The sequence below is a fragment of the Streptomyces sp. NPDC001070 genome (assembly GCF_053598835.1).
On record NZ_JBSFLB010000005.1, the window covers coordinates 236,173 to 258,596 of the forward strand.

Below are 22,424 nucleotides of genomic sequence, written 5' to 3' on the forward strand. Positions count from 1 at the left end.
ACTCCGCTCCCGGCCCCGCGCTGTCACCCGGTCACATGGGTGAGGAGGAGGGCGATGTCGTCGTTGCGCGGACCGGACCGCTGGGCGTGGCCGAGGAGGCTGTCGGCCAGGGCGTCCATCGTGGCGCCCTTGCCGGCCCGCTCCAGGTGCGCCGCCAGGTCGGCGGCGGACGCGTCCAGGTCGACGCCCGGGATCTCCACCAGGCCGTCGGTGTAGAGCACGAGCACCGCGCCCGGCGGCAGGGCGATCTCCGTCGTCGGATAGCAGGCGTCGGGGTCGATGCCCAGCAGCGGGCCGGGGGGCAGCGGCAGCACCTCGGTGGTGCCGTCGGGATGCCGCAGGACCGGCGGCGGGTGGCCCGCGGTGGCCACGCAGGCGGTGTGGCGCTCCAGGTCCAGCTGGGCGTAGAGGCAGCTGGCGAGCAGGCCCGGGTCGAGGTCGACGAGCAGCCGGTTGGAGCGGGCGAGCACCTCGCTGGGCGACGCGCCCGCGGTGGCGCGGACGGCGGTGCGGACCTCCCCCATGAGGGCGGCGGCGTTCACGTTGTGCCCCTGGACGTCGCCGATGGCCACCCCGCACGTGGTGGTGTCGAGACGGATCACGTCGTAGAAGTCGCCGCCGATGTCGATGCCGCGCGTGGCGGGCATGTAGCGCGCGGCCACCTCCAGGCCGGGGATGTCGGGCAGGGCGCGGGGCAGCAGCCGGGCCTGCAGGCTGATGGCGAGGTTGTGCTCGGCGTCGTACAGGCGGGCGCGGTCCAGCGCCTGGGCGACCAGTCCGGCGATCGAGATGAGGACGCTGCGCTCGCCCGACGTGAAGGGGTGCGGCCGGTCGTAGGCGAGGGCCATGGAGCCGACGGGCCGGCCCGAGGTGATCAGGGGCAGGAACGCCCAGGCGGCCTTGCGGTCCCGGACGGCCGTCTCGGGGAAGATCCGCAGAAGCTCCTCGACATTGGCGAAGAAGCTCGGGACCCCGGTCTTGAGCACGCGCACGGCGGGGTTGTCGGAGTCCATGGGCATGTTGTCGATGGACTCCATGAAGTCCTCGTGGTAGCCCCGGTGCCCGATGATCCGCAGCCGCCCCTCCTCGGCCGTCAGCAGTGCCACCGCCTGCACGCCGAAGACGGACAGCATCTGCTCGACGACCAGGTCGATGACGTCCTGTGTGCCGACGGCCTCGGTGAGCGTGGCGGACATGTGCAGCAGGTGGTACAGGGCGATGGCCCGGTCGGGCGTGGGCCCCGCGGGGAGCGGCGCCACGGGCGTGTCCGCGGCCTCGGGCATGGGGACGGGCGTGACGCGGACGCTGACGCCGGTGCCGTCCGGGTAGAACTCGAAGGAGAGCCAGCGGTCCGGCGGCCGCAGCGCGGTGGCCGAGCCGGGACGGCGGCTGATCATCGCGCTGCGGAAGCGGTCCTCGAAGACCGGGTCGTCCAGCCAGGGCAGCAGCTCCCAGGGTTCGGCCCCCAGGAGGTCGGACACCTCCGCCCCGAGCAGGGAACCGGCCGTCTCCGTGACGAAGGTGATCCTGCCGTCCAGGTCCAGGGCGAGGGAGCCCTCGGGGAGGCGTTCGGCGAGGTCGGCGGCGGCCATGGCCTCGTCCGGGCCGTGGGTGCGGGTACGGAGAGCGGGCAGGGCCCGCGGCTCGGCCGGGGGCAGCACCGGCCTGCCGTCCTCGGCGGCCCGGCGCAGGAGGCGGCCCATCCGGTCGCACGCCCCGCGGTACGCCTCGCGGGTCCGCTGGGTGATCCGGCCCGAGTGCCCGCCGGGCCACAGCAGGCACAGCGCGCCCCAGGTGGTGGAGCCGCTGGTGATCGGGGCCGCGGCCAGCGGGAAGTCGTAGGGCAGCACCAGGGCGAGCCGGGGATACGTCCGGGCGGTGTCCTCGTGTCCGCAGAGCCACACCATGCGCCGCTCCCGCACCGCGTCGGCCACCGGGCTGGCGGCTCCAGGCACCACCCGCCCCCAGATCGAGTCGATCTTGCGCGAGACGCCGACCACCACCGCCAGCCGCAGCATGTCCTGCTCGGGCGTCATCAGGTAGACCAGCCCCATCGAGGCCCCCGTGTCGCGCACCACCTGGCTCAGCGGGGAGTCCAGCAGCGCCGGACCGGGGTCCGCGGCGACGAGGGCGGCGAGGTCCGGCGGCATGCCGTCACCGTCCCCCGGCCGCTGTCGGGGCCGGTCGCGTGCCGATCTCGGGGACCATCGCCTCCTGTGCCTCCGTTCCGCCGTGGGGGCCGGCCGGCCTCGCGGGGTCCGGACCGTCACCGCCCATCCGCCAGCCAAACTACCCGATTGACGGCAATATGCCCGATTCAAGACGTCGCATCCGCGGTGCCCGCCGCCCCCATGGCCCCGCCCGGCTCACGCCACACCGAGCGCCCTGGCGAACCGCGTGCCCGCGGCCGCCCGGGGCGCGCTCCCGTCGCGCCACGTACGGCACGGGTGCACGGAGTTGGCGAGCAGCACCAGGAAGGCGTCGGTGGCGGGGTCGATCACCAGACTGGTGCCGGTGAAACCGGTGTGCCCGGCGGCGCCGCGCCCCGCGAGGGCGCCCATGAACCAGGGCCGGTCGACCTCGAAGCCGGGGTAGGGGCCGCCGCGGTCCAGCAGCGCGCGGCAGAGCAGCGCGAGGTCCCAGGCGGTGGAGAACAGCCCCGCGTGACCCGCGACCCCGCCCATGGCGTGGGCGTTCTCGTCGTGGACGGTGCCGCGCAGCGGTCCGCGGTCCAGGCGCGCCCAGGGCCGGCGCTGGTCCTCGGTGGCGGCGATGCGCGGGATCCAGGAGGCGGGCGGGTTGTAGCGGGTGTCGTACATCCCGAGCGGGTCGGTGACGTCCTCCCGGACGAGGGCGTCCAGGGCCTCGCCGGTGGTCCGCTCCAGGACGTGCTGGAGCGCGATGAGGTTGAGGTCGGAGTAGACCCGCTCGCTGCCCGGGGCGACGACCGGGGCCTCGCCCCAGAGCAGCCTGGCCCGCGACTCGGCGTCGGCATGGTCGTAGAAGGGCAGCTCGGGACGGAGTCCGGAGGTGTGGTCGAGCAGCTGCCCCACGGTGATGCGCTGCTTGCCGGCGGTGGCGAACTCGGGCACGTAGGCGGCGACCTCACGCCCCAGCTCCAGCCGGCCCACCGCGACCACGGCCGTGAAGAGCTTGGTCAGCGACGCGAGGTCGAAGACCGTGTCCGGCCGCATCGGCACCCGCCGCTCCGGCGGCAGCTCCACACCGCGGTCGGCGGACTCGTCGTACGAGGCGTAGCGCACCGCCCACCCCACGGACTCGTGGAGGGCCACCGTGCCGCCGCGCCCCGCGAGGACCACCGCACCCGCGCACCAGGGATGCACGGAGGGGGACGCGGGCTCCAGATATGGGGTGATGTCCGTGACGAGCAGGCTCAGCTCGTCGCCACGCAGCTCCGCCTCACGGCAGGTACCTCTCGACAGCTGCGGGGCCATGCTCCTCCAGCAACTTGCGGGCCTTCTCGATGAGGGCCGGCGTCGGCTCACGGCCGGAGGCCATGACCAGGTCTTCCGGATCGATCATGTGTTCGGACCCGGTGTGCAGGCAACTGTCTGCGGTCTTCCAGGCCCACTTGCTCTCGTCGATCGGCTCGGACATCGCTGCCTCCTGACTCGGCGCGGCAATGACGGCACGAATCACCGTGCATCCACAGTACGCCGCCACGGTCGGCACAGCCCGGCGAAGCAGATCCAGGCCGCCACCACACTGCCCAGCTGCACCAGCGCCATCGGCACCGCCGTGTGCTCGCCCGCGATCCCGACGAGCGGCGAGGCGATCGCGCCCACCAGGAAGGAGGTCGTGCCGAGGAGCGCGGAGGCGGATCCGGCGGCGTGCCGGGTGCGCATCAGCGCGAGCGCGTTGGTGTTGGGCAGGACCAGGCTCATCGCCGCCATCAGCACGAAGAGCCCCGCGGCGACCGGCACCAGCCCCACGTGCCCGAAGACTCCCGAGGTCAGGGCCAGCAGCGCGGCCGCGGCCACCGTGATCACGGTCAGCCCCACCCCCGTCACCCGGTCCATGCTGACCCGCCCGACCAGGATCTTGCCGTTCACCTGACCCAGCGCCACCAGGCCGACGGAGTTGAGGCCGAAGAGCAGGCTGTAGGTCTGCGGGGAGGCCCCGTAGATCTCCTGGACCACGAACGAGGAAGCGGAGACGTACGCGAACAGCGCGGCGAATGTGAAGCCGCCGGTGAGCATGTAGCCGGTGAAGGCACGGTCCCCGAGCAGCCCGCGCATGGCCCGCAGGGTCTCGCCGAACCCGCCGCCGTGCCGGTGCTCGGGGCGCAGCGTCTCCGGCAGGCAGCGCCACACCACGAGGGTGAGCAGCACGCCGATCACCGTCAGCACGACGAAGACCCCGCGCCAGTCGGTGAACCGCAGCACCTGGCCGCCGATGAGCGGGGCGACGATCGGCGCGACCCCGGAGATCAGCATCAGGGTGGAGAAGAAGCGGGCCATCGCCACGCCGTCGTACAGGTCGCGGACGATCGCGCGGGCGATCACGATTCCGGCGGCGCCGGTGAGGCCCTGCAGCAGCCGGAAGCCGATCAGCAGTTGCGTGGTGGGCGCGAAGGCGCAGACGGCGGTGGCGAGGACGTAGAGCGCCAACCCGGCCAGCAGCGGACGGCGGCGGCCCCAGCGGTCGCTCATCGGGCCGACGATCATCTGGCCCAGGGCCAGTCCGGCCAGGCACGCGGTGAGTGTGAGCTGCACCGTGACGGCGGGGCTGCGCAGCGCCTCGGTGACCTGCGGAAGAGCCGGCAGGTACATGTCCATGGAGAGCGCGGGGAGCGCGGTGAGACCGCCGAGGAGGACGGTCACCAGCAGGCTGGTGCGAGCTCCTTGGCCGTCTCCGGCGCGTCGTACCGGGGTTGACGTCCCCGGTGTGGATATCTGGTCGGGCGGGGTCGCGCCGGCTTCCGGCATGGGCCTCTCTCCGTGGTGTGTGAATCGTTCTCTATGCTCTCAGCAATCACGAGGTGGTCGAGGCCAGGTGGGGGCAGATTCATGACCGAATCGGTCGATTCCGGGACAAAGGTGCGCTGGGGCATCCTGGCCACCGGTGGCATCGCCGCGTCCTTCGCCGAGGACCTGCGGGAGATGAAGGACGACGCCGAGATCGTCGCGGTCGGTTCGCGCAGCCTCTCCGCCGCGCGTGCCTTCGCGGACCGCTTCGGCATCCCGCGCGCGTACGGCAGCTGGACCGAACTCGCCGACGACGAGGGTGTGGACGTGGTCTACGTCGCGACCCCGCACTCGGCGCACCGCGTCGCGGCCGGACTGTGCCTGCGGGCCGGGAAGTCGGTGCTGTGCGAGAAGCCGTTCACCGTCAACGCGGTCGAGGCGCGCGAGCTGGCCGACCTCGCCCGCGCCCACGGGCGCTTCCTGATGGAGGCGATGTGGACCTACTGCAACCCCGTGGTGCGGCGGCTGACCGAGCTCGTCGCGGACGGGGCGATCGGCGAGGTCCGCAGCGTGCACGCGGACTTCGGCCTGGCCGGCCCGTTCGCGCCCGGCCACCGGCTGCTCGACCCGGCCCTCGGCGGCGGCGCCCTGCTGGACCTGGGCGTCTACCCGGTCTCCTTCGCCCACCTGCTGCTCGGTGAGCCCGACGAGGTCCAGGCCTGGGCGCACCTGACCCCGGAGGGCGTGGACGGCAACACCGGCATGCTCCTCGGGTACGACAACGGCGCCATGGCGGTGCTCAGCTGCTCCCTCACCGCCGACACCGCGTGCACGGCGGTGGTGACCGGCTCTGCGGGGCGGATCGAGATCCCGCGCGGCTTCTTCCACCCGGACCGCTTCGTCCTGCACCGCGAGGGGCGCGAGCCGGAGGAGTTCGGCGCCCCGGAGAACGGCCTGCGCGGGCTGCAGTACGAGGCGGCCGAGGTCATGCGCTGCCTGCGCGCGGGCGAACGGGAGTCCCCGCTCGTGCCGCTCGAGGGCAGCCTGGCCGTGATGCGGACGCTGGACACGGTCCGGGACCGCATCGGCGTCCGCTACCCCGGCGAGGACTGAGCCCGTCAGGCCTCCCGCAGGCCGGGGTCCCCGACTTCGGTCACGAAGGACGCCGCGGTGGTCAGGGCCGCGCCGGGGGCGGTCACGGAGTCGACCGTCTTGAAGTCGGCACGCGCCTCCTCGGCGTCCAGACGGACCGTCACATAGCCGCGGCGCCCGTCGTAGAAGCGCAGGTGCGGATTGGCCGCCATGAGCGTCCCCCAGTTGGCGGGGCGCGGGGAGCCGTCGCGGCCGCTGGAGATCGAGCTGGTGACCAGCTCGGTTCCGATGGTGCGCGAGGTGGGGTCGTCCCAGTCGGCCTTCACGTCCAGGGCGCAGTGGACGTGCACGTCGCCGGTGAGCACCAGCAGGTTCTCGATTCCGGCGGCGCGCGCCCCGGCCAGCACGCGGTCGCGGGAGGCCGGGTAGCCGTCCCAGGCGTCCATGCTGAGCGGGGAGACGGCGGCGGTGGTGTTCTTCCGCCGGGACAGCACGACCTGCTGCGGGACCACGTTCCAGGTGGCGTGCGAGCTGCGGAAGCCGTCCAGCAGCCAGCGCTCCTGGGCCGCGCCGGTGATGGTGCGCGCCGGGTCCTCCGACTCCGGGCCGGGGAGCTGCCAGCCGTCCCCGTACGCCTGGTCGGAGCGGTACTGGCGGGTGTCGAGGATGTCGAACTGCGCGAGCCGGCCGTAGTGGAAGCGGCGGTAGAGGGTCATGTCCGGGCCCTGGGGGAGCTGGGGGGCGCGCAGCGGCTGGTTCTCCCAGTAGGCGCGGTAGGCGGCGGCGCGGCGGATCAGGAACTCGTCGGCGGGGCCGCCGTTCCCGTCCCCGCCGCCCGCGTAGTTGTTCTTGGTCTCGTGGTCGTCCCAGGTGACGAACCAGGGGAAGGCGGCGTGCGCGGCCTGGAGGTCGGGATCGGTCTTGTAGAGGGCGTACCGCAGGCGGTAGTCCTCCAGCGTGACGGTCTCCTTGTCGAACCAGGCCGGCAGGGTGCGGTCGGTGTAGGCGCGGGCGCCGCCGGTGGCGCCGACGGCGTACTCGTAGAGGTAGTCACCCAGGTGGAAGACGGCGTCGACGTCCTCGTTCGCGAGGTGGCCGAACGCGGTGAAGTACCCGTCGTGGTACGCCTGGCACGTCACGGCGGCGAACCGCATCTCGTACGGGCGCGCGCCCGTCGCCGGAGCGGTGCGGGTACGGCCCGCGGGGCTGGTCCAGGTGCCGGCGCGGAAGCGGTAGTAGTACACCCGGTCCGGCTCGAGGCCCTGGGCGTCGACGTGCACGGTGTGGTTGAACTCCGGGTGCGCGAAGGCGGTCCCGCGGCGGACGACGCGCGCGAAGCGCTCGTCGCGCGCGATCTCCCACTGGACCGGCACCCGGGCGTCCGGCAGTCCGCTGCCCGGCCCCGGCTCGTACGGGCGCGGCGCGAGCCGGGTCCACAGCACGACGCCCGACGGCAGGGGGTCGCCCGAGGCGACGCCGAGCGTGAACGGGTCCTCGGTGATCGCCTCCGGCGCCGCCTCCGCCGCCTGGGCGGCCCCGGCGACGGGCAGGTTCGTGCTGAACGCGAGGGCCGCGGCGGCCCCGGTGACGGTCAGGAACCGGCGCCGGTCGAAGTGCGCGGCGGCGGCGCGCAGCGTGCGGTCGTGGGGGCCATGGCCCTGCGGGTGCGTCACGTGTCCCTCCCTGGCGGTGGGTTGCGTGGCCCCAGTCCAGTGGCCAGGGGGACTATACGTTGACGTGCGCACGACACTCCGATGACGCGCGCGCGAGTTCCCTGAACCCCCCGTTCGGCGTCACAGGACCCTCGACGGGACGGCGGGCGGCGAGCCCACGCATCACGATCCGCGCGCCTGCAGCGGGCCTGACGCAATGTCACCGGCGTGCCCCGGAACCGCCACCCTAACCGGCGGGTCCGGCCACCGCGACACGACCGGAGTGCGCCGTCGCCGCCGGACCGCCGGACCCGCCGTCGCGCTCCGGGCCGCGGGCCCACGGCCCGGGACCGTCACACACCGCCCGGGGCAGGGGTGACCGGAAGGCGACACCCCGGGCGCCGCGCCCGGCAACCGCGCCGCTACGCCGCGCCGTGCGCCGGGGCGATGGCCTCGATGCGCTGGGCCAGGCCGAAGTCCCGCTCGGTGAGCCGGCCGCCGGCCGCGTGCGTGGTGATGGAGATGGCGATCGAGTTGTAACCCAGCGTCAGATCACTGTGGTGGTTGAGTTCGTCCTGGATCTGCGCGATGTGGACCGCGAAGACCGCCGCCGGGATGTGCGGCAGCCGGTACGTGCGCAGCAGGCTCGCGCCGTCGTCGGACAGGGACCAGCCGGGCAGCTCGGCGAGGCGGTCCTCGATCTCCTTGTGCGACAGGGGGTCGGCGTAGGGCGGCATGGTTCCATCGTGGCACCGCATACCCTGCTGAGCCATGACTGAGATCGCGGGAAATCAGACGGGCGGGACGGCCGGCGTCGCGGTGGTCACCGGTGCCGGGTCGGGGATCGGGCGGGCGGTGGCGCGCGAACTGGCCGCCTCGGGCTGGACGGTGGCCCTGGCCGGCCGCCGGGAGGAGGCGCTGCTGGAGACGGCCGCCGCGATGACCGGTGAGGCCGCCGTCATCCCGACGGACGTCACCCGGCCGGAGGCGGTGGACGCCCTGTTCGCCGCGGTACGCGACCGCTACGGGCGGGCCGACCTGCTGTTCAACAACGCGGGGACCGGCGCGCCCGCCGTCGCGCTGGACGAGCTGACCCACGACCAGTGGCGTGCCGTCGTGGACGTCAACCTCACGGGCGCGTTCCTGTGCGCGCAGGCCGCCTTCCGGATGATGCGGGCGCAGAACCCGCAGGGCGGCCGGATCATCAACAACGGCTCCCTCTCCGCGCACGCCCCGCGTCCGCTGAGCATCGCGTACACCGCGACCAAGCACGCCGTCACCGGCCTGACGAAGTCGCTGTCGCTGGACGGCCGTCCGTACCGGATCGCCTGCGGCCAGATCGACATCGGCAATGCGGCGACGGAGATGACCGAGCGGATGGCGGCCGGGACGCTGCAGGCGAACGGCCGGCTGATGACGGAGCCCCTGATGGACGTCGCCGACGTGGCCCGTACGGTCGCCCACATGGCGTCGCTGCCGCTGGAGGCGAACGTGCAGTTCGCGACCGTGATGGCCACGTCGATGCCGTACATCGGCCGCGGCTGAGGCCGCGGCAGGGCCCGGCAGGGCCCGGCGGGCGCCACAGCCAGCCGCGGCCGGAATCGACCACTTCACCGCCCTAAACAGTCAAATCCGAAATACGCCCCATAGGACTGCTTGCGTCGCGTTACGTTGCGGCATGCTCTCCAAGCACCACCGCGACGTATGGTCAGAAACGCCCGCAGACGATGCCGGGTCCGAAGCCGGGGCCCCCGAGCCGGAGACCGAGCTGATATCGCTGCCCGGCCCCGTGTTCGTCGACGCCAGCGGGAGACGGGCCCGCGCGGTACGCAGGGCCGGCTGGCTGGTCGGCGCGGCTTGCTCCGTCTACACGGCGGCGCTGGCGCTCAGCCTCTCCGGCGCGACGCCGATCGCGCCGAAGACGCTGCTGCCGCTGCCGGGGGTGCCGAGCACAGCGCCGGACGACGCGGGCTCCTCGGGGACAGGAGAACTCGACGTACCGGCCGACCAGGCCGCTCCCCCGGTGACGGCGGGCTTCCTCCGGGCGGGGGCGGCGGCGCCGCCCCCGTCCCGGACGGCCGGCTCCTCCGCCTCCCCGAGCCCCCGCACCTCCCCGTCCAAGCGCGCCTCGGGCAGCGGCGGGGCCGCTCCGGCCACCCCGCGCGCGACCGCGGGCAGCCCGGCCGCCCCGACGCCGACCGCCGGCGCGACCGCGACCGAACCGGCTCCGTCCGGCCCCCCGTCGGGACAGCCCAGCGGTTCCGCCTCCGCCGCCCCGGGCGCCTCCGACGGCCCCGTCGAGCAGCAGCCGCAGGGCGGCCAGTGACCCCCCTGCGCCCCCGGCTCGTCATTCCCCTGCTGGCCTTCGTGATGCTCGTGTGCGTCCTGCTGCTCGGCGGCTACGTGCGCGGCGACTTCGAAGCCGACCACCGGGTGCACCCGCCGGTCTCCGCGGACAAGGTGCCGGAGGCGGTGCTCAAGGGCGGCCCGGTCGTCGACGCCACCGGCGACCGGCCCCGCTCGTACCGCACCCCCGACCACACCATCGCCCTCACCTTCGACGACGGACCTGACCCGGTCTGGACGCCGAAGGTGCTGGACGTGCTGAAACGGCAGCATGTGCCGGCCACCTTCTTCGTGACCGGCGGCATGGCCGCCCGGCACCCCGGCCTGATCCGGCGGATGGTCGCCGAGGGCCACGAGATCGGCGTGCACACCTTCTCCCACCCCGACCTGGTGTACCAGTCGCCGGGGCGGATCGACCGGGAGCTGTCCCAGACCCAGCTGGCGCTCGCGGGGGCCGCCGGCATCCACGCCTCCCTGTTCCGCCCGCCGTACTCCTCGACCTCCGACGCCCTGGACGACCTGTCCTGGCCGGTCGTCCAGCGGGTGGGCAGGCAGGGCTACGTCACCGCCTTCATCGACCGCGACGCGGAGGACTGGCAGCGGCCCGGCGTCCAGGCGGTCGTCGACGGCTCCGTCCCGGCGAAGCCGGGGCAGGGCGCGATCGTGCTCATGCACGACGCCGGTGGCGACCGTTCGCAGACCGTGGCGGCGCTGGACCGGCTGATTCCGCTGCTCAAGGAGCGCGGCTACCGCTTCACCACCGTGGGCGGCGCGGTCGGCGCCACGTCCACCAACGACAGGGTCACCGGCTCCGAGTTGTGGAAGGGACGGATCTTCGTCGCCGCGGTCGAGTTCTCCGAGACCTCCGTCCCGGCGCTCGCCGTCCTCCTGGCCGGAGTGGGCCTGCTGGTGCTGGCCCGGTTCGCCGCCATGCTGGTGCTGGCGCGTCGGCACGCGCGGCAGCGCAGAGCGCCCGGCTTCAGCTGGGGGCCGCCGGTGATCGAGCCGGTGAGCGTCATCGTGCCCGCGTACAACGAGAAGGAGTGCATCACCCAGACGGTGAACTCCCTCGCCGCCGGCGACCATCCGGTGGAGATCGTGGTCGTCGACGACGGCTCGACCGACGGCACCGCAGACCTCGTCGAGGCCCTGGACCTGCCCGGCGTGACCCTCGTGCGGCAGCCCAACAGCGGCAAGCCCGCGGCGCTCAACAACGGCGTGGCGCACGCCCGGCACGACCTGATCGTGATGATGGACGGCGACACGGTCTTCGAGCCGGCCACCGTACGGGAGCTGGTGCAGCCCTTCGGCGACCCTCGGGTCGGCGCGGTCGCCGGCAACGCCAAGGTCGGCAACCGCACCCGGATGATCGGGCGCTGGCAGCACATCGAGTACGTGATGGGCTTCAACCTCGACCGGCGGATGTACGACCTGTTGCGCTGCATGCCGACCATCCCCGGCGCGTGCGGTGCCTTCCGGCGGGACGCGCTGCGCGACGTCGGCGGCATGAGCGACGAGACCCTCGCCGAGGACACCGACGTCACGATGGCGCTGCACCGGGCCGGCTGGCACGTGGTGTACGCCGAGCGCGCCCGTGCCTGGACCGAGGCGCCGTCCTCGGTGCGGCAGTTGTGGAAGCAGCGCTACCGCTGGAGCTACGGCACGATGCAGGCGATGTGGAAGCACCGGGGCGCGGTCCTGGACCGCGGCCACTCCGGCCGCTTCGGCCGGGTCGGACTGCCGCTCGTCGTCCTCTTCCAGGTGCTGGCTCCGCTGCTGGCCCCGCTCATCGACGTGTTCGCGGTCTACGGGCTGGTCTTCATGGACCCGTTTCGCACCGCGCTCGCCTGGGCGGGCGTGCTCGCTGTGCAGGCCGCGTGCGCGGCGTACGCCTTCCGGCTGGACGGCGAACCGCTGCGCGACCTGTGGCCGCTGCCGCTCCAGCAGGTGCTGTACCGGCAGTTGATGTACCTGGTGCTGCTGCAGTCCTGTGTGACCGCCGCCAACGGCGGCCGGCTGGGCTGGCACAAGCTGCGGCGCACCGGCGAGGTCGGTAGTCCGCCCGTGGGCAGCGGCACCGCAACCCGCACCTGAACACCCCCGATGCAAAAGAGGAGTTTCCCCATGCCCGAAGCACGCGAGGCGGGGCCCGCGGCGGCCCCGCCGCTCCCCGCGGAGGGCGCCGGGACGACACGCATACCGGGCCCACGGGGGCCCGCCCCCTCCGCCGCCTCCTCCCCGGAGGGCGGCGGAGGGGGCGGCGGCCGGGACCGCTACCTCGACCTGCTGCGCGCCCTGGCCCTGGTACGGGTGGTCTTCTACCACACCTTCGGCTGGGCCTGGCTGACCCTGGTCTTCCCGTCCATCGGCATCATGTTCGCCCTGGCCGGTTCCCTGGCCGCGCACTCGCTCCAGCGGCCCGCGCTGTCCGTGCTGCGCGGCCGGCTGCGGCGGCTGCTCGTACCCTTCTGGCTCTTCTCCGCGGTCGTGACCGTCCTGATGGTGCTGCACGGCTGGCGGCCCCGCTCCTGGCACCGGATGCTGCTGTGGATCCTTCCGCTGGCGGACCCGCCGGGCACCGCCTGGGCCGAGCAGATGCTCGCGCCGCTCTGGTACATCCGGACCTACCTGTGGCTCGTCCTGCTCTCCCCGTGGCTGCTCAAGGCCTTCCGCGCGGCGCCGCGCTCCTGCCTCGCCGCCTGCGGCGTGCTGGTCGTCCTCGCCCAGTACGACCGGCTGCCGCTCGTCGAGCCGGCCCTGACCCCGATGGCCGACCTCGTCACCTTCGCGGCCTGCTGGCTGCTCGGCTTCGCGCACCGCGACGGCCTGCTGGACGCGCTGCGGGTCCGTACGGTGGTCGTCGCGGCCGCGCTCTGCCTCGCCGCGGGCGCCTGGTTCGCGTACACCCACCCCACCGACGAGGGCATCGACCTCGGTGAGATCCCGCTGGCCCAGGCGCTGTGGTCGGCCGGCTTCGTCCTCCTGCTGCTCCGCTTCCGCCCCCGCCGGATGCGCCGCGTGCCGGTCGCCGACGGCGCCGTGGGGCTCCTCAACGCCCGCGCCGTCACCGTCTACCTGTGGCACGAGGTCGCCCTGTTCGCCAGCGTCCCCCTCATCGACCTGATGTGGGACGTCCCCTTCTTCGAGGCCCATCTCCCGCTCGACGCGACCTGGTTCCAGTTCCTGGTGGTCTGGCCGCTCATCGGCGCCGCCGTCCTGCTGGTCGGCTGGGCCGAGGACCTCGCCGCCCGGCGCCGCCCGCGCCTGTGGCCGGCGGGCGGCGGGACGCGCGGCAGGCGGGCCCGCCGGGGAGTGTGAAGGTTCCGCGATGAAGGAGTGCGGCAGATGTGTACGCTCGTCCCCTCGTATTCGCACCATCCCTTGGGGGGACCGAACACCATGCGCCACCGCACCGCCGTCGCCTGCCTGATCGCGGCGATATCCGCGACCGCCCCCGCCCTCGTCGCGGCCCCCGCCGCCGAGGCCGCCGGCTCCGTGCACATCGCGACGATCTACTACGACAGCCCCGGCAGCGACAACCGTTCCAACAAGAGCCTCAACGGCGAGTGGGTCACCATCACCAACTCCACCTCGCGTGCCGTCAGCCTCAAGGGCTGGACCCTCACCGACGCCTCCCGCCACGCGTACACCTTCGGCGCGTACACGCTCGGCGCCCGCAAGACGGTCAAGGTCCGCACCGGCAGCGGTGACGACACCTCCTCCACCCGCTACCAGGACCGCCGCGCCTACGTCTGGAACAACGACAAGGACACGGCGACGCTGCGCAAGGCGAGCGGCTCCAAGGTCGACAGCTGCAGCTACAACAGCACGCGCGCGGACTCCAAGACCTGCTGAGCCCGGGCCGCGCCACCAGCGCCCGACCGGATCGGTACGAGGCCGTCCCCTGTGCGGCCCCCCACCGATCCGGTCCGGACGTCCCCCGTCACCGGCGCGCTCCTCCCCACCTCGCACGACCCAGGCTCGCCCAATTCCGCAGTTATCCGTAGACCCCGGGTGTTGCCAGGGCATATTTGGCAACACCGGCCGGGCAACCGAACACGGAGGCAGCACGTGGAGGGGCAACAGAACGGCTTCGGCGAGGAGTTGCGCCGGAGGCGTCAGGCCGCCGGGCAGTCGCTCGGTGAACTGGCCGAGCAGGTGCCGTGCAGCCGCAGCTTCCTGAGCCGGGTCGAGAACGGCCGGCGCCGGCCGACGTACGAACTGGCGGAGAAGTGCGACAAGGTCCTCGACGCCGGGGGTGAACTGCTCGGCCTCGCCCCGCTGCCGCGGCCGGCCCGCGGGACCGGCGGCCCGGCCCGTACCGCCGCCGCGCAGGGCGACCGGGCCGCGGCCGCCGTATCCGGCGCCCCCGCCGTGGCCTCCGGGTACGGGGAGGAGTTCGACCGGCTGGTCCGGCGCGGTGATCTGCGGCACGCCGCGGGCCGGATGCGCGAGGCGGACCGCTGCTACCGGGAGGCGCACCGGCTGGCCCAGGGGCAGCCGCGGGCCCGGGCCCTGGCCGTGGTGCGGATCTGCCGCCGCTGGTCGGACCCGGGCCAGGTCGACCGGGAGCTGCTGCACCTGATCGGCGACAGCCTCGCCGCCCTGCGCGACGACCCCGGTCCCGAGGCCGGAGCCCTGCGGCTGCGGCTCAACGCCCACCGGGCGAAGAAGCTCTCGATGGCGGTGAGCGCGGACACCGCGATGGTCCAGGCGGGCCCGGACAGCGGCGCGGCCCTCGCCCGCCACACCCTGCGGGGTCTCGAACGCGCCGACTCCGCGGGCGCCTTCGGCGCCGGCGAGGAGGTGCGCTGCGAGGTGCTGACCGAGTGCCGCTGGGGCCTGTACGACTTCTCCCCGGCCGCCGCCTCGCTGACCCTGTCGGAGCGGCTGCGCGACGCCGCCGTGCGCCAGGGCTCGGCGTACTTCCGGGGTGAGGCGCTGATGGCGCTGGCCGTGGACCAGTTGCGCATGGGCCGGGTGTATCCCGCGCTGGCCACGGCCCAGGAGTACCGCAGGCACGCCGCCGCCAGCCGCAGCGAGCTGGCCCGCTGGCAGCAGCGCACCCTCGACACCACGCTCGACCTGTGGCGCGGCCGGTTCGCGGCCGCGGCCGACTGGATCCTGCGGGAGTCCGCCGAGTACGCCGACCGGCTCGCTGCCGACCTGGACGTGCCGGCCGGCAACCTCCGGCAGACCCGGATGGGCCAGGCGTACTGGCTGCTGCGCGAGCAGGGCCGGATGCACGAGCTGTTCGCCAACGGACTCGCCGACGACGTGCAGGAACACGGCTACTTCCCGGTGTGGCGGGCCGGACTCGTCCTCGCCCTGTGCGAGACCGGCGCCCGGGACCAGGCCGCCGACCTGCTGCAGGCCTTCGCCGACGACACCGACGGCTTCCGTGCCCTGCCCCCGCACGGCTGGGCGGTGCCCACGCTCACCGTGCTCGCCGAGGCCTGCGCCGCCCTCGCCGGCCACGCCGAGCTGCGCCCTCTGGTGGCCCGGCTGCGCGAACGGCTGGTCCCGCACAACGGCACCGGCATCGCCCTGGCCGGCTGGCCCACGGTGCTGGTCGCGCCCACGGCCCACGCCTGCGGTGTGCTCGCCCTCGCCGCCGGCGAACCGGACACGGCGCTCGCGCACTTCCGCCTGGCGGCCACCCCGGCCCGTACCTCCGCCCCGCAGCTCGCCCGGCTGCGCCTGTGGCAGGCCCGCGCCCTGCGCGCCTCCAGCCGCCCGGGCGCCGCCGCGGAGGCCCCGCGCCTGCTGCGTTCGGCCCGCACGGTGGCGGAGGAGTACGGCATGGCCCGGCTCGCCGAGGAGTGCGGTGCGCTGCTCGCGGACATCGGCGGGGAGTGAGGCAGACGAGTCGAGCTGTACGCCGGGTTCTGTGTCCGGTCGGCCTCGCGGCCGGCCGGGCGACGGCCATCCATCTAGGGCCGGCGTTGCCGCCGGCCTCGTGCGGTCTACCCGCGGACTCGGGCGGGCAGCCCTCGATCGTCCGCGCAGGGCCGTCTCGCGACGGCCCCTCTTGACCTTGCTCCGGGTGGGGTTTACCTAGCTGCCCAGGTCACCCTGGGCACTGGTGGTCTCTTACACCACCGTTTCACCCTTACCGGGAGCCTTGCGGCCCCGGCGGTCTGTTTTCTGTGGCACTGTCCCGCGGGTCACCCCGGGTGGGCGTTACCCACCACCCTGCCCTGTGGAGCCCGGACGTTCCTCGGCAGGACCGAAGTCCTGACGCGGCCGCCCGCTCGGCTCGTCTGCCGTGCCGACCATGCTACCGGGCGATCACGCCGGGGTGAAAAGCACCGTGTGGCGGCCGGGGTCCGCCCGCGTGAGGCGCACCGGGAGGGGCTCGCCGAGCGGGAGCGGGGCGGTGCCGCCGCGGACGTGGGCGATGACGGCCGGGTCGCGGAGGTGGACGGTGCCCGAGGTCGGGTCGGAGTCCTTGATGTCGATGACGAAGGCGTCGAAGACCTCGCCGACGCGGTCCTCGAGGAGGACGGCCTCGACGAGGTCGAGCGAGGCGCTCTCGATGGTGCCCGCGAACTGCGAGCCGCCGCGCATGTCCCGGGGCAGGTCGCGGAAGGCCTTCTCGACCCACTCGGGCGGATCCTGCCCGGCCACGGCGGCCACGCAGAACCCGGCCGCATAGCGGTCGACCAGGCGCCGCAGGGGCGCGGTGCAGTGGGTGTACTCGTCGGCGACGGCGGCGTGCAGGGCCGGCTCGGCGGGGTGGCCGGGCCAGAAGGGCGTGTAGTCGGCGCCGCGGAAGAGGCCGGTCGCCTCGTGGAGGAAGGCCGCGTGGGTGGTGCGCCGCGGGTCGAGGGTGCGGACCAGTTCGGCGTACGAGGTCATGTGCGGCCAGTCGATGCCCAGCGCCGCGGCGACCCGTCGCAGCCGGGCCACCTCGCCGTGCGGGGCGAGCGGGAGGGTGCGGAGGATGCCGGTGCCGGAGCGCACCATGATGTCGGCGGCGACCATCCCGGTGAGCAGGGAGACCTGGGCGTTCCAGGCGTCGGCGGGCAGCGGGGCCCGGTACTGCAGGGCGTACCCCCCGTCGCGTTCCACGACCTCCTGCTCGGGGACGTTGAGGGAGATGCCGCCGCGGGCCCGTTCCTGCTCCTCGCGCAGCCGGCCGATGACGCCGAGCAGGGCCACGGGCTCCTCGGCCGTTCCGGCGTCGACGGCGTGCTGCACGCCCGCGTAGTCGAGCCGGGCGCGGCTGCGGACGAGGGCGCGGCGTACGTCGACGTCGGTGACCGCGCCGTCCGCGTCGAGGTCGATGCGCCACAGCACGGCGGGCCGCTCCTGGCCGGGCAGCAGGCTGGCCGCCCCCTCGCCGAGCACCGGCGGGTGGAGCGGCACACGCAGGTCGGGGAAGTAGAGGGTCAGCGCACGCCGGTGCGCCTCGGCGTCCAGCGCGCTACCGGGGGTGACGAAGGCGGCGACGTCGGCGATGGCGTACGACACCCGGTAGCCGCGGCCGCCCTCCCGCCCGGCGAGGTGCATCGCCTGGTCCAGGTCGAGGGAGCCGGGCGGATCGACCGTGAAGAACGGCAGGTCGGTGGCGTCGTACTCGGGCAGCCGGGGGGCGCGTGCGGCCTCCTCGGCCTCGGCGAGCACGCCGGCCGGGAAGTCGCGCCGGACGTGGAGGTCCGTGCGCAGCGCGTCGAGCGCGGACCGCAGCAGGACTCCGTCGGCGGCCGTCACGCGCATCGGGCGACGAGGCATAGAGCGAGCGTAAGTCGGGCGGCCGTAGGCTGCACTGCACACGGGAAACGTGAAGGAGACCAGCTGTGCTCGTCCTGCTACCGCCGTCCGAGGGCAAGGCCACCGACGGCACCGGCCCCGCCGTCGACCTGGGCGCCCTGTCCCTGCCCGGGCTCACCGCGGCGCGCGCGACGGTGCTGGAGGAACTGGTCGGGCTCTGCGCGGGCGGCGACGAGGACAAGGCCGCCGAGGTGCTCGGGCTCAGCCCCGGGCTGCGCGGCGAGATCGCCCGCAACGCCGTGCTGCGCGAGGCGCCGACCCGGCCGGCCGGGGAGATCTACACCGGCGTGCTCTACGACGCCCTCGGCCTGAACACCCTGAGCGCGGCCGCGCGGCGCCGGGCCGCCCGATCGCTGCTGGTCTTCTCCGGGCTGTGGGGCGCCGTCGGCATCCGGGACGCGATCCCCGCGTACCGCTGCTCGATGGGAGTCAAGCTGCCGGCGCTGGGGGCGCTCGCCACGTACTGGCGGGGCCATCTGGCCGAGGTCCTCCCCGAGGCCGCCGAGGCCGGGGGCGGCGGCCTGCTGCTGGACCTGCGGTCGGCGGCGTACGGGGCGGCCTGGAAGCCGGCGCCGCGCAGCGCGCTGGCGGGACGCACGGCGACGGTGCGGGTGGTGCAGGCGGAGACGCGGAAGGTCGTCAGCCACTTCAACAAGGCGACCAAGGGGCGGATCGTCCGGGCCCTCCTGGAGTCCGGGGCGCGCCCCAAGAACCCCGACGCGCTGGTCGCGGCCCTGCGCGACCTGGGCTTCACGGTGGAGGTGGCTGGTCCCGGGCGGCTCGACGTGCTGGTGGCGGACGTCCATTGACCCGTGGTCGTTGTGCGGCGGCGTCGTTGTGTGCGGATTGTTTGCGCCTGCGGCGGCATCCCCGCCCCTCCCTCCCGATTGCCCGGCGCGGTCAGTGACCGCCTCGCGCGGTTGTTGTGGGGTCGGTGCCGCGCCGGACAACCCCCACCCCCAACAGCAACCACAACGCACCCGCACACAACCACCGGCCCGCGAGGGGCACCGTTGCACGCATTGCAACGGGCGTTGCGGAGACCGCACGGCCCCGGCACGATGCGGCGCATGGTGCTGAACCTCGCCCCCGTCATCCCCGTGGTCACGCTGGATGACCCCGCCGACGCGCCCCCGCTCGCCCGGGCGCTGGCCCGGGGCGGACTGCCCGCGGTGGAGATCACGCTGCGGACACCCGCCGCGCTGGAGGCGATCGCCACGGCGGCCCGCGAGGTACCCGAGGCGGTCGTGGGGGCCGGGACCGTGGTGCGCGGGGAGCAGGTGGGGGCGGCGGTGCGGGCCGGGGCGCGGTTCCTGGTGAGCCCGGGGTGGACGCGGGAGCTGGTCGACGCGATGGCGGCGTCCGCGCTGCCGTTCCTGCCCGGCGTGTCGACCGCCTCCGACGTGGTCGCCCTGGCCGAACGCGGCTTGACGGAGCTGAAGTTCTTCCCCGCGGAGGCGGCCCGCGGAACGGCGTACCTCAAGGCGCTAGCCGCCCCGCTCCCGCACGTCCGCTTCTGCCCGACCGGCGGCATCGACGCGGACCGTGCGCCCGACTATCTGGCCCTTCCCAACGTGGCCTGCGTGGGCGGAAGTTGGATGGTCCCGCAGGACGCCCTGCGGGATCGCGACTGGGACCGGGTGGAGCGGCTCGCCCGCGAGGCGGCCGCGCTGCGTGCGTCTGCGCGGACAGCCCAGTCCGCGCAGACAGCCCAGTCCGCGCGGTCAGCGCAGGTGTGACGTGTCGTTGAGCAGCCGCAGCGACGCGTTCCCGTCCCCGTAGTACGCCACCGCCGACAGCGCCGCCGCCGACAGCTCCATCCGGAACAGCGACTCCGGTGGGGCGCCCAGTGCCAGCCGGACCAGGGTCTTGATCGGGGTGACGTGGGTGACCAGCAGGACCGTGCGGCCCGGGTGACGGGCGATGAGCTTGTCCCGGGCGAGGGAGACCCGGCGGGCGACGGCGGCGAAGCTCTCCCCGCCGGGCGGGGCGGCCTTGGCGGAGCCGAGCCAGGCGTCGAGTTCGGCCGGGTAGCCCTCCTTCACCTCGGCGAAGGTGAGCCCCTCCCAGGCTCCGAAGTCGGTCTCGCGCAGCCCCTCGTCGACCCGTACGTCCAGTCCGAGCCGGTCGGCGACGGCCTGGGCGGTCTGCCGGCAGCGGGCCAGCGGCGAGGTGACGACGGCCTGCACGGTGCCGCGGGCGGCGAGGGCGTCGGCGACACGCTGGGCCTGCCAGCGGCCCTTCTCGGAGAGTTCGGGGTCGGCTCCCCCGCTGCCGGAGAAGCGCTTCTCCGCGGTGAGCGGGGTCTCGCCGTGCCGCAGCAGGACGAAGGTGGTCGGCGTGCCGAGGTCCGCGGCGGCGGCCCAGCCGACGGGCGCAGCCTTGGGGGCGGCGTCCACGGGCTCGGGCTCGGTGGCGGTGGTGACGAGCGCGGCGGCGGAGCGGCCGGGCTCCCACTGCTTGCCGCGCTTGCCCGCGTCCATGGCCTCGTTGGCGAGCCGGTCGGCGTGCTTGTTCTGCTCGCGCGGGATCCACTCGTACGTGGCCTGCCCCGGCGGCAGGATCGTCTTCGCCTCGGCGGCGAGCGGCCGCATGTCGGGGTGCTTGATCTTCCAGCGGCCGGACATCTGCTCGACGACCAGCTTGGAGTCCATCCGCACCCGCACCCGGGCCTCCGGGTCGATGGCGTGCGCGGCGCGCAGCCCGGCGATCAGGCCCCGGTACTCGGCGACGTTGTTGGTGTGCGTGCCGATGAACTCGGCGGCCTCGGCGAGCACTTCGCCTGTCGCGGCGTCGCGGACGACGGCGCCGTACCCGGCAGGGCCCGGGTTGCCCCGGGACCCGCCGTCGGCCTCCACCACCAACGTACGGGCCATTACAGGCCCGACTCGGGGGTGCGGACGAGGATGCGGCGGCAGTTCTCGCAGCGCACGACCTCGTCGGCGGCGGCCGCCCGCACCTCGTTGAGCTCGGTGATGTTCAGCTCCAGCCGGCAGCCCTCGCAGCGCTTCTGGTAGAGCCGGGCGGCGCCGACGCCGCCGGACTGGGCGCGCAGCTTGTCGTAGAGCTTCAGCAGGTCGGCGGGGACGGAACCGGCGATGATCTCGCGTTCCTTGGTGACCGACGACCCCTCGGCGTCGGTCTCCCGCAGCGCGGTGTCGCGGCGCTCCTCCGCCTCACCGGCCTTGGCCTGGACGGAGTCCAGGCGTCCGGTCAGCTCCTGGACCCGCTCCTGCAGGCCCTCGCGGCGCTCCATGACCTCCAGGACGACGTCCTCGAGGTCGCTCTGCCGCTTGGCGAGCGAGGTGATCTCGCGCTGGAGGTTCTCCAGGTCCTTCGGGGAGGAGACCGCGCCGGAGTCCAGCCGCTCCTGGTCGCGGACGGCGCGCTTGCGCACCTGGTCCACGTCCTGCTCGGCCTTGGTCTGCTCGCGGGCGGTGTCGCTCTCCTCGGTCTGGGCGGCGACCAGCAGGTCGCGCAGCTGGGTCACGTCGGAGTTCAGGCGCTCGATCTCCGCGTGCTCGGGAAGGTTCTTGCGCTTGTGGTCCAGCTGCGCGAGGCGCGAGTCGAGGGCCTGGACCTCAAGCAGTCGGATCTGGTCTGCGGGCGCGGCTTTCAGCGGGGGGCTCCTGAGGTCGTGGGTTCGTCAAGGGAAAGTTCGGGGGCCGGGGCGTGGGCCGTCCACGGGTCGGTGACGGCGCGCGACACATAGGTACGCAGCGCCCAGCCGTGCCGTTCGGACACCTCGTCGAGCCGGCGCGCGGCCTGCTCGCACCAGGGCCACTCGGTGGCCCAGTGGGCCGCGTCGACGAGCGCCGGCGGTCCCGCCTGCTGGGCCTCGGACGCCGGGTGGTGGCGCAGGTCGGCGGTGAGGTAGACGTCCACCCCGGCCCTGCGTACGTCGTCGAAGAGGCTGTCGCCGGAGCCGCCGCACACCGCGACGGTGCGCACCGGCCGCCCGGGGTCGCCCGCGACGCGCAGTCCGGTCGCGGTGGCCGGCAGGCCGGCCGCCGCACGGCGGGCGAACTCCGCCAGCGTCATGGGCTCGGGCAGCTCGCCGATCCGGCCGAGGCCGCGGCGGCCCGCCGGATCGGCGGGGTCGGGCACGAGGGGTCCGGTGACCCGCAGGCCGACGGCCTCGGCGAGGGCGTCGGAGACCCCGGGGTCGGCCCGGTCGGCGTTGGTGTGCGCCACGTGCAGCGCGATGTCGTTCTTGATCAGGGTGTGCACGACGCGGCCCTTGAAGCCGGTCGCCGCGACCGTCGTCGTCCCGCGCAGGTAGAGCGGGTGGTGCGTGACCAGCAGGTCGGCGCCGGTGGCGATCGCCTCCTCGACGACCTCCCGGACCGGGTCGACGGCGAACAGGACCCGGCCGACCTCCGCGTCCGGGTCCCCGCAGACGAGACCGACGGCATCCCACTGCTCGGCCCATGCCGGAGGCCAGAGGGCTTCGAGGGCGGCGATGACGTCGGACAGTTTCGGCACGGGTCGAGGTTACCGCGCCGGTGCGGGGCGGCCGGAATCCCGGGCTGGTCATGAGCACAGCGAGCATACGAAGTCCGACGGAACGGGACGAGAGCCACTCTTACGTGTGAAGCGCACCGACTCACGTCGTACGGCTGGGCGTGCG

The 22,424-nt window shown here is 74.1% G+C and carries 18 protein-coding genes, 1 other RNA gene and 1 pseudogene; 9 read left to right on the forward strand and 11 right to left on the reverse strand.

Annotated features, from left to right (window positions below):
* Positions 1-23 precede the first annotated feature (23 nt).
* The 4 genes and pseudogenes from ACWDAS_RS08710 to ACWDAS_RS08725 all read right to left on the reverse strand — a co-directional run bounded on the left by ACWDAS_RS08710 (position 24) and on the right by ACWDAS_RS08725 (position 4,949).
* Positions 24-2,150, reverse strand: a complete 2,127-nt coding sequence (locus tag ACWDAS_RS08710) for a SpoIIE family protein phosphatase (RefSeq protein ID WP_450388136.1) — start codon at positions 2,148-2,150, stop codon at positions 24-26.
* A gap of 222 nt (positions 2,151-2,372) precedes the next feature.
* Positions 2,373-3,455: pseudogene (locus ACWDAS_RS08715) on the reverse strand (serine hydrolase domain-containing protein); the annotation flags it as partial.
* A complete protein-coding gene (locus ACWDAS_RS08720) occupies positions 3,421-3,618 on the reverse strand; it encodes a hypothetical protein (RefSeq protein ID WP_018556880.1) in 198 nt (65 codons plus the stop codon). The gene ACWDAS_RS08720 and the pseudogene ACWDAS_RS08715, both read right to left, overlap by 35 nt.
* A 38-nt stretch (positions 3,619-3,656) precedes the next feature.
* Positions 3,657-4,949: a multidrug effflux MFS transporter gene (locus ACWDAS_RS08725; protein ID WP_450388137.1), complete on the reverse strand. Its 1,293-nt coding sequence runs from the start codon at positions 4,947-4,949 to the stop codon at positions 3,657-3,659.
* Between the two features lie 81 nt (positions 4,950-5,030).
* Here ACWDAS_RS08725 and ACWDAS_RS08730 point away from each other — a divergent pair, with 81 nt between their 5' ends.
* Positions 5,031-6,041, forward strand: coding sequence for a Gfo/Idh/MocA family protein (locus tag ACWDAS_RS08730; RefSeq protein WP_450388138.1), 1,011 nt, complete (start codon positions 5,031-5,033; stop codon positions 6,039-6,041).
* Positions 6,042-6,046: 5 nt separating this feature from the next.
* Here the strand turns inward: ACWDAS_RS08730 and ACWDAS_RS08735 are convergent, their stop codons facing one another.
* Positions 6,047-7,693, reverse strand: a complete 1,647-nt coding sequence (locus tag ACWDAS_RS08735; protein WP_450388139.1) for an alkaline phosphatase D family protein — start codon at positions 7,691-7,693, stop codon at positions 6,047-6,049.
* Between the two features lie 401 nt (positions 7,694-8,094).
* Positions 8,095-8,409: a 4a-hydroxytetrahydrobiopterin dehydratase gene (locus ACWDAS_RS08740; protein WP_450388140.1), complete on the reverse strand. Its 315-nt coding sequence runs from the start codon at positions 8,407-8,409 to the stop codon at positions 8,095-8,097.
* Between the two features lie 34 nt (positions 8,410-8,443).
* Between ACWDAS_RS08740 and ACWDAS_RS08745 the strand changes: the two genes are divergently transcribed.
* The 6 genes from ACWDAS_RS08745 to ACWDAS_RS08770 all read left to right on the forward strand — a co-directional run bounded on the left by ACWDAS_RS08745 (position 8,444) and on the right by ACWDAS_RS08770 (position 15,877).
* Positions 8,444-9,217: an SDR family oxidoreductase gene (locus ACWDAS_RS08745; protein ID WP_450388141.1), complete on the forward strand. Its 774-nt coding sequence runs from the start codon at positions 8,444-8,446 to the stop codon at positions 9,215-9,217.
* Between the two features lie 133 nt (positions 9,218-9,350).
* The gene (locus tag ACWDAS_RS08750) at positions 9,351-9,998 is read left to right on the forward strand and encodes a hypothetical protein (RefSeq protein WP_450388142.1); all 648 of its coding nucleotides are present in this window, start codon (positions 9,351-9,353) and stop codon (positions 9,996-9,998) included.
* A complete protein-coding gene (locus tag ACWDAS_RS08755; protein WP_450388143.1) occupies positions 9,995-12,112 on the forward strand; it encodes a bifunctional polysaccharide deacetylase/glycosyltransferase family 2 protein in 2,118 nt (705 codons plus the stop codon). Before ACWDAS_RS08750 ends, ACWDAS_RS08755 begins: the two co-directional genes overlap by 4 nt.
* A gap of 30 nt (positions 12,113-12,142) precedes the next feature.
* Positions 12,143-13,336 (forward strand): acyltransferase family protein, encoded by a 1,194-nt coding sequence (locus tag ACWDAS_RS08760; RefSeq protein WP_450388144.1) that lies wholly within the window; start codon positions 12,143-12,145, stop codon positions 13,334-13,336.
* Between the two features lie 81 nt (positions 13,337-13,417).
* Complete coding sequence (locus tag ACWDAS_RS08765; RefSeq protein ID WP_450388145.1) at positions 13,418-13,873, forward strand: lamin tail domain-containing protein; 456 nt, start codon at positions 13,418-13,420, stop codon at positions 13,871-13,873.
* Between the two features lie 216 nt (positions 13,874-14,089).
* A complete protein-coding gene (locus ACWDAS_RS08770; protein ID WP_450388146.1) occupies positions 14,090-15,877 on the forward strand; it encodes a helix-turn-helix domain-containing protein in 1,788 nt (595 codons plus the stop codon).
* Between the two features lie 2 nt (positions 15,878-15,879).
* Here the strand turns inward: ACWDAS_RS08770 and rnpB are convergent.
* Positions 15,880-16,280: RNase P RNA component class A (rnpB, locus tag ACWDAS_RS08775), an RNA gene on the reverse strand.
* Between the two features lie 29 nt (positions 16,281-16,309).
* Positions 16,310-17,755: an RNB domain-containing ribonuclease gene (locus ACWDAS_RS08780; protein WP_450388147.1), complete on the reverse strand. Its 1,446-nt coding sequence runs from the start codon at positions 17,753-17,755 to the stop codon at positions 16,310-16,312.
* Positions 17,756-17,820: 65 nt separating this feature from the next.
* Here ACWDAS_RS08780 and yaaA point away from each other — a divergent pair, with 65 nt between their 5' ends.
* Both yaaA and eda read left to right on the forward strand, forming a co-directional pair.
* On the forward strand, positions 17,821-18,603 hold the full coding sequence (gene yaaA / locus ACWDAS_RS08785; protein ID WP_450388148.1) for a peroxide stress protein YaaA: 783 nt from the start codon (positions 17,821-17,823) through the stop codon (positions 18,601-18,603).
* A 252-nt stretch (positions 18,604-18,855) separates the two neighbouring features.
* Entirely contained in the window at positions 18,856-19,533 is a 678-nt protein-coding gene (gene eda, locus ACWDAS_RS08790; protein WP_450388222.1) for a bifunctional 4-hydroxy-2-oxoglutarate aldolase/2-dehydro-3-deoxy-phosphogluconate aldolase, read from the forward strand.
* Here eda and ACWDAS_RS08795 read toward each other — a convergent pair.
* The 3 genes from ACWDAS_RS08795 to ACWDAS_RS08805 are packed head-to-tail and all read right to left on the reverse strand — an operon-like array spanning position 19,519 to position 22,279.
* On the reverse strand, positions 19,519-20,670 hold the full coding sequence (locus tag ACWDAS_RS08795) for a bifunctional RNase H/acid phosphatase (protein ID WP_450388149.1): 1,152 nt from the start codon (positions 20,668-20,670) through the stop codon (positions 19,519-19,521). The genes eda and ACWDAS_RS08795 overlap by 15 nt on opposite strands.
* Positions 20,670-21,413, reverse strand: coding sequence for a zinc ribbon domain-containing protein (locus ACWDAS_RS08800; protein WP_450388223.1), 744 nt, complete (start codon positions 21,411-21,413; stop codon positions 20,670-20,672). Before ACWDAS_RS08800 ends, ACWDAS_RS08795 begins: the two co-directional genes overlap by 1 nt.
* The gene (locus ACWDAS_RS08805; protein WP_450388150.1) at positions 21,410-22,279 is read right to left on the reverse strand and encodes a Nif3-like dinuclear metal center hexameric protein; all 870 of its coding nucleotides are present in this window, start codon (positions 22,277-22,279) and stop codon (positions 21,410-21,412) included. The genes ACWDAS_RS08800 and ACWDAS_RS08805 overlap by 4 nt, the downstream gene beginning before the upstream one ends.
* Between the last annotated feature and the right edge of the window lie 145 nt (positions 22,280-22,424).

Coding starts and splice junctions, on each gene's coding strand:
- ACWDAS_RS08740 (WP_450388140.1), bottom strand. CDS start 8,409: ATGCCGCCCTACGCCGACCCCCTGTCGCACAAGGAGATCGAGGACCGC.
- ACWDAS_RS08745 (WP_450388141.1), top strand. CDS start 8,444: ATGACTGAGATCGCGGGAAATCAGACGGGCGGGACGGCCGGCGTCGCG.
- ACWDAS_RS08730 (WP_450388138.1), top strand. CDS start 5,031: ATGACCGAATCGGTCGATTCCGGGACAAAGGTGCGCTGGGGCATCCTG.
- eda (WP_450388222.1), top strand. CDS start 18,856: ATGCGGCGCATGGTGCTGAACCTCGCCCCCGTCATCCCCGTGGTCACG.
- ACWDAS_RS08720 (WP_018556880.1), bottom strand. CDS start 3,618: ATGTCCGAGCCGATCGACGAGAGCAAGTGGGCCTGGAAGACCGCAGAC.
- ACWDAS_RS08710 (WP_450388136.1), bottom strand. CDS start 2,150: ATGCCGCCGGACCTCGCCGCCCTCGTCGCCGCGGACCCCGGTCCGGCG.
- ACWDAS_RS08765 (WP_450388145.1), top strand. CDS start 13,418: ATGCGCCACCGCACCGCCGTCGCCTGCCTGATCGCGGCGATATCCGCG.
- ACWDAS_RS08760 (WP_450388144.1), top strand. CDS start 12,143: ATGCCCGAAGCACGCGAGGCGGGGCCCGCGGCGGCCCCGCCGCTCCCC.
- ACWDAS_RS08780 (WP_450388147.1), bottom strand. CDS start 17,755: ATGCCTCGTCGCCCGATGCGCGTGACGGCCGCCGACGGAGTCCTGCTG.
- ACWDAS_RS08795 (WP_450388149.1), bottom strand. CDS start 20,670: ATGGCCCGTACGTTGGTGGTGGAGGCCGACGGCGGGTCCCGGGGCAAC.
- ACWDAS_RS08725 (WP_450388137.1), bottom strand. CDS start 4,949: ATGCCGGAAGCCGGCGCGACCCCGCCCGACCAGATATCCACACCGGGG.
- ACWDAS_RS08750 (WP_450388142.1), top strand. CDS start 9,351: ATGCTCTCCAAGCACCACCGCGACGTATGGTCAGAAACGCCCGCAGAC.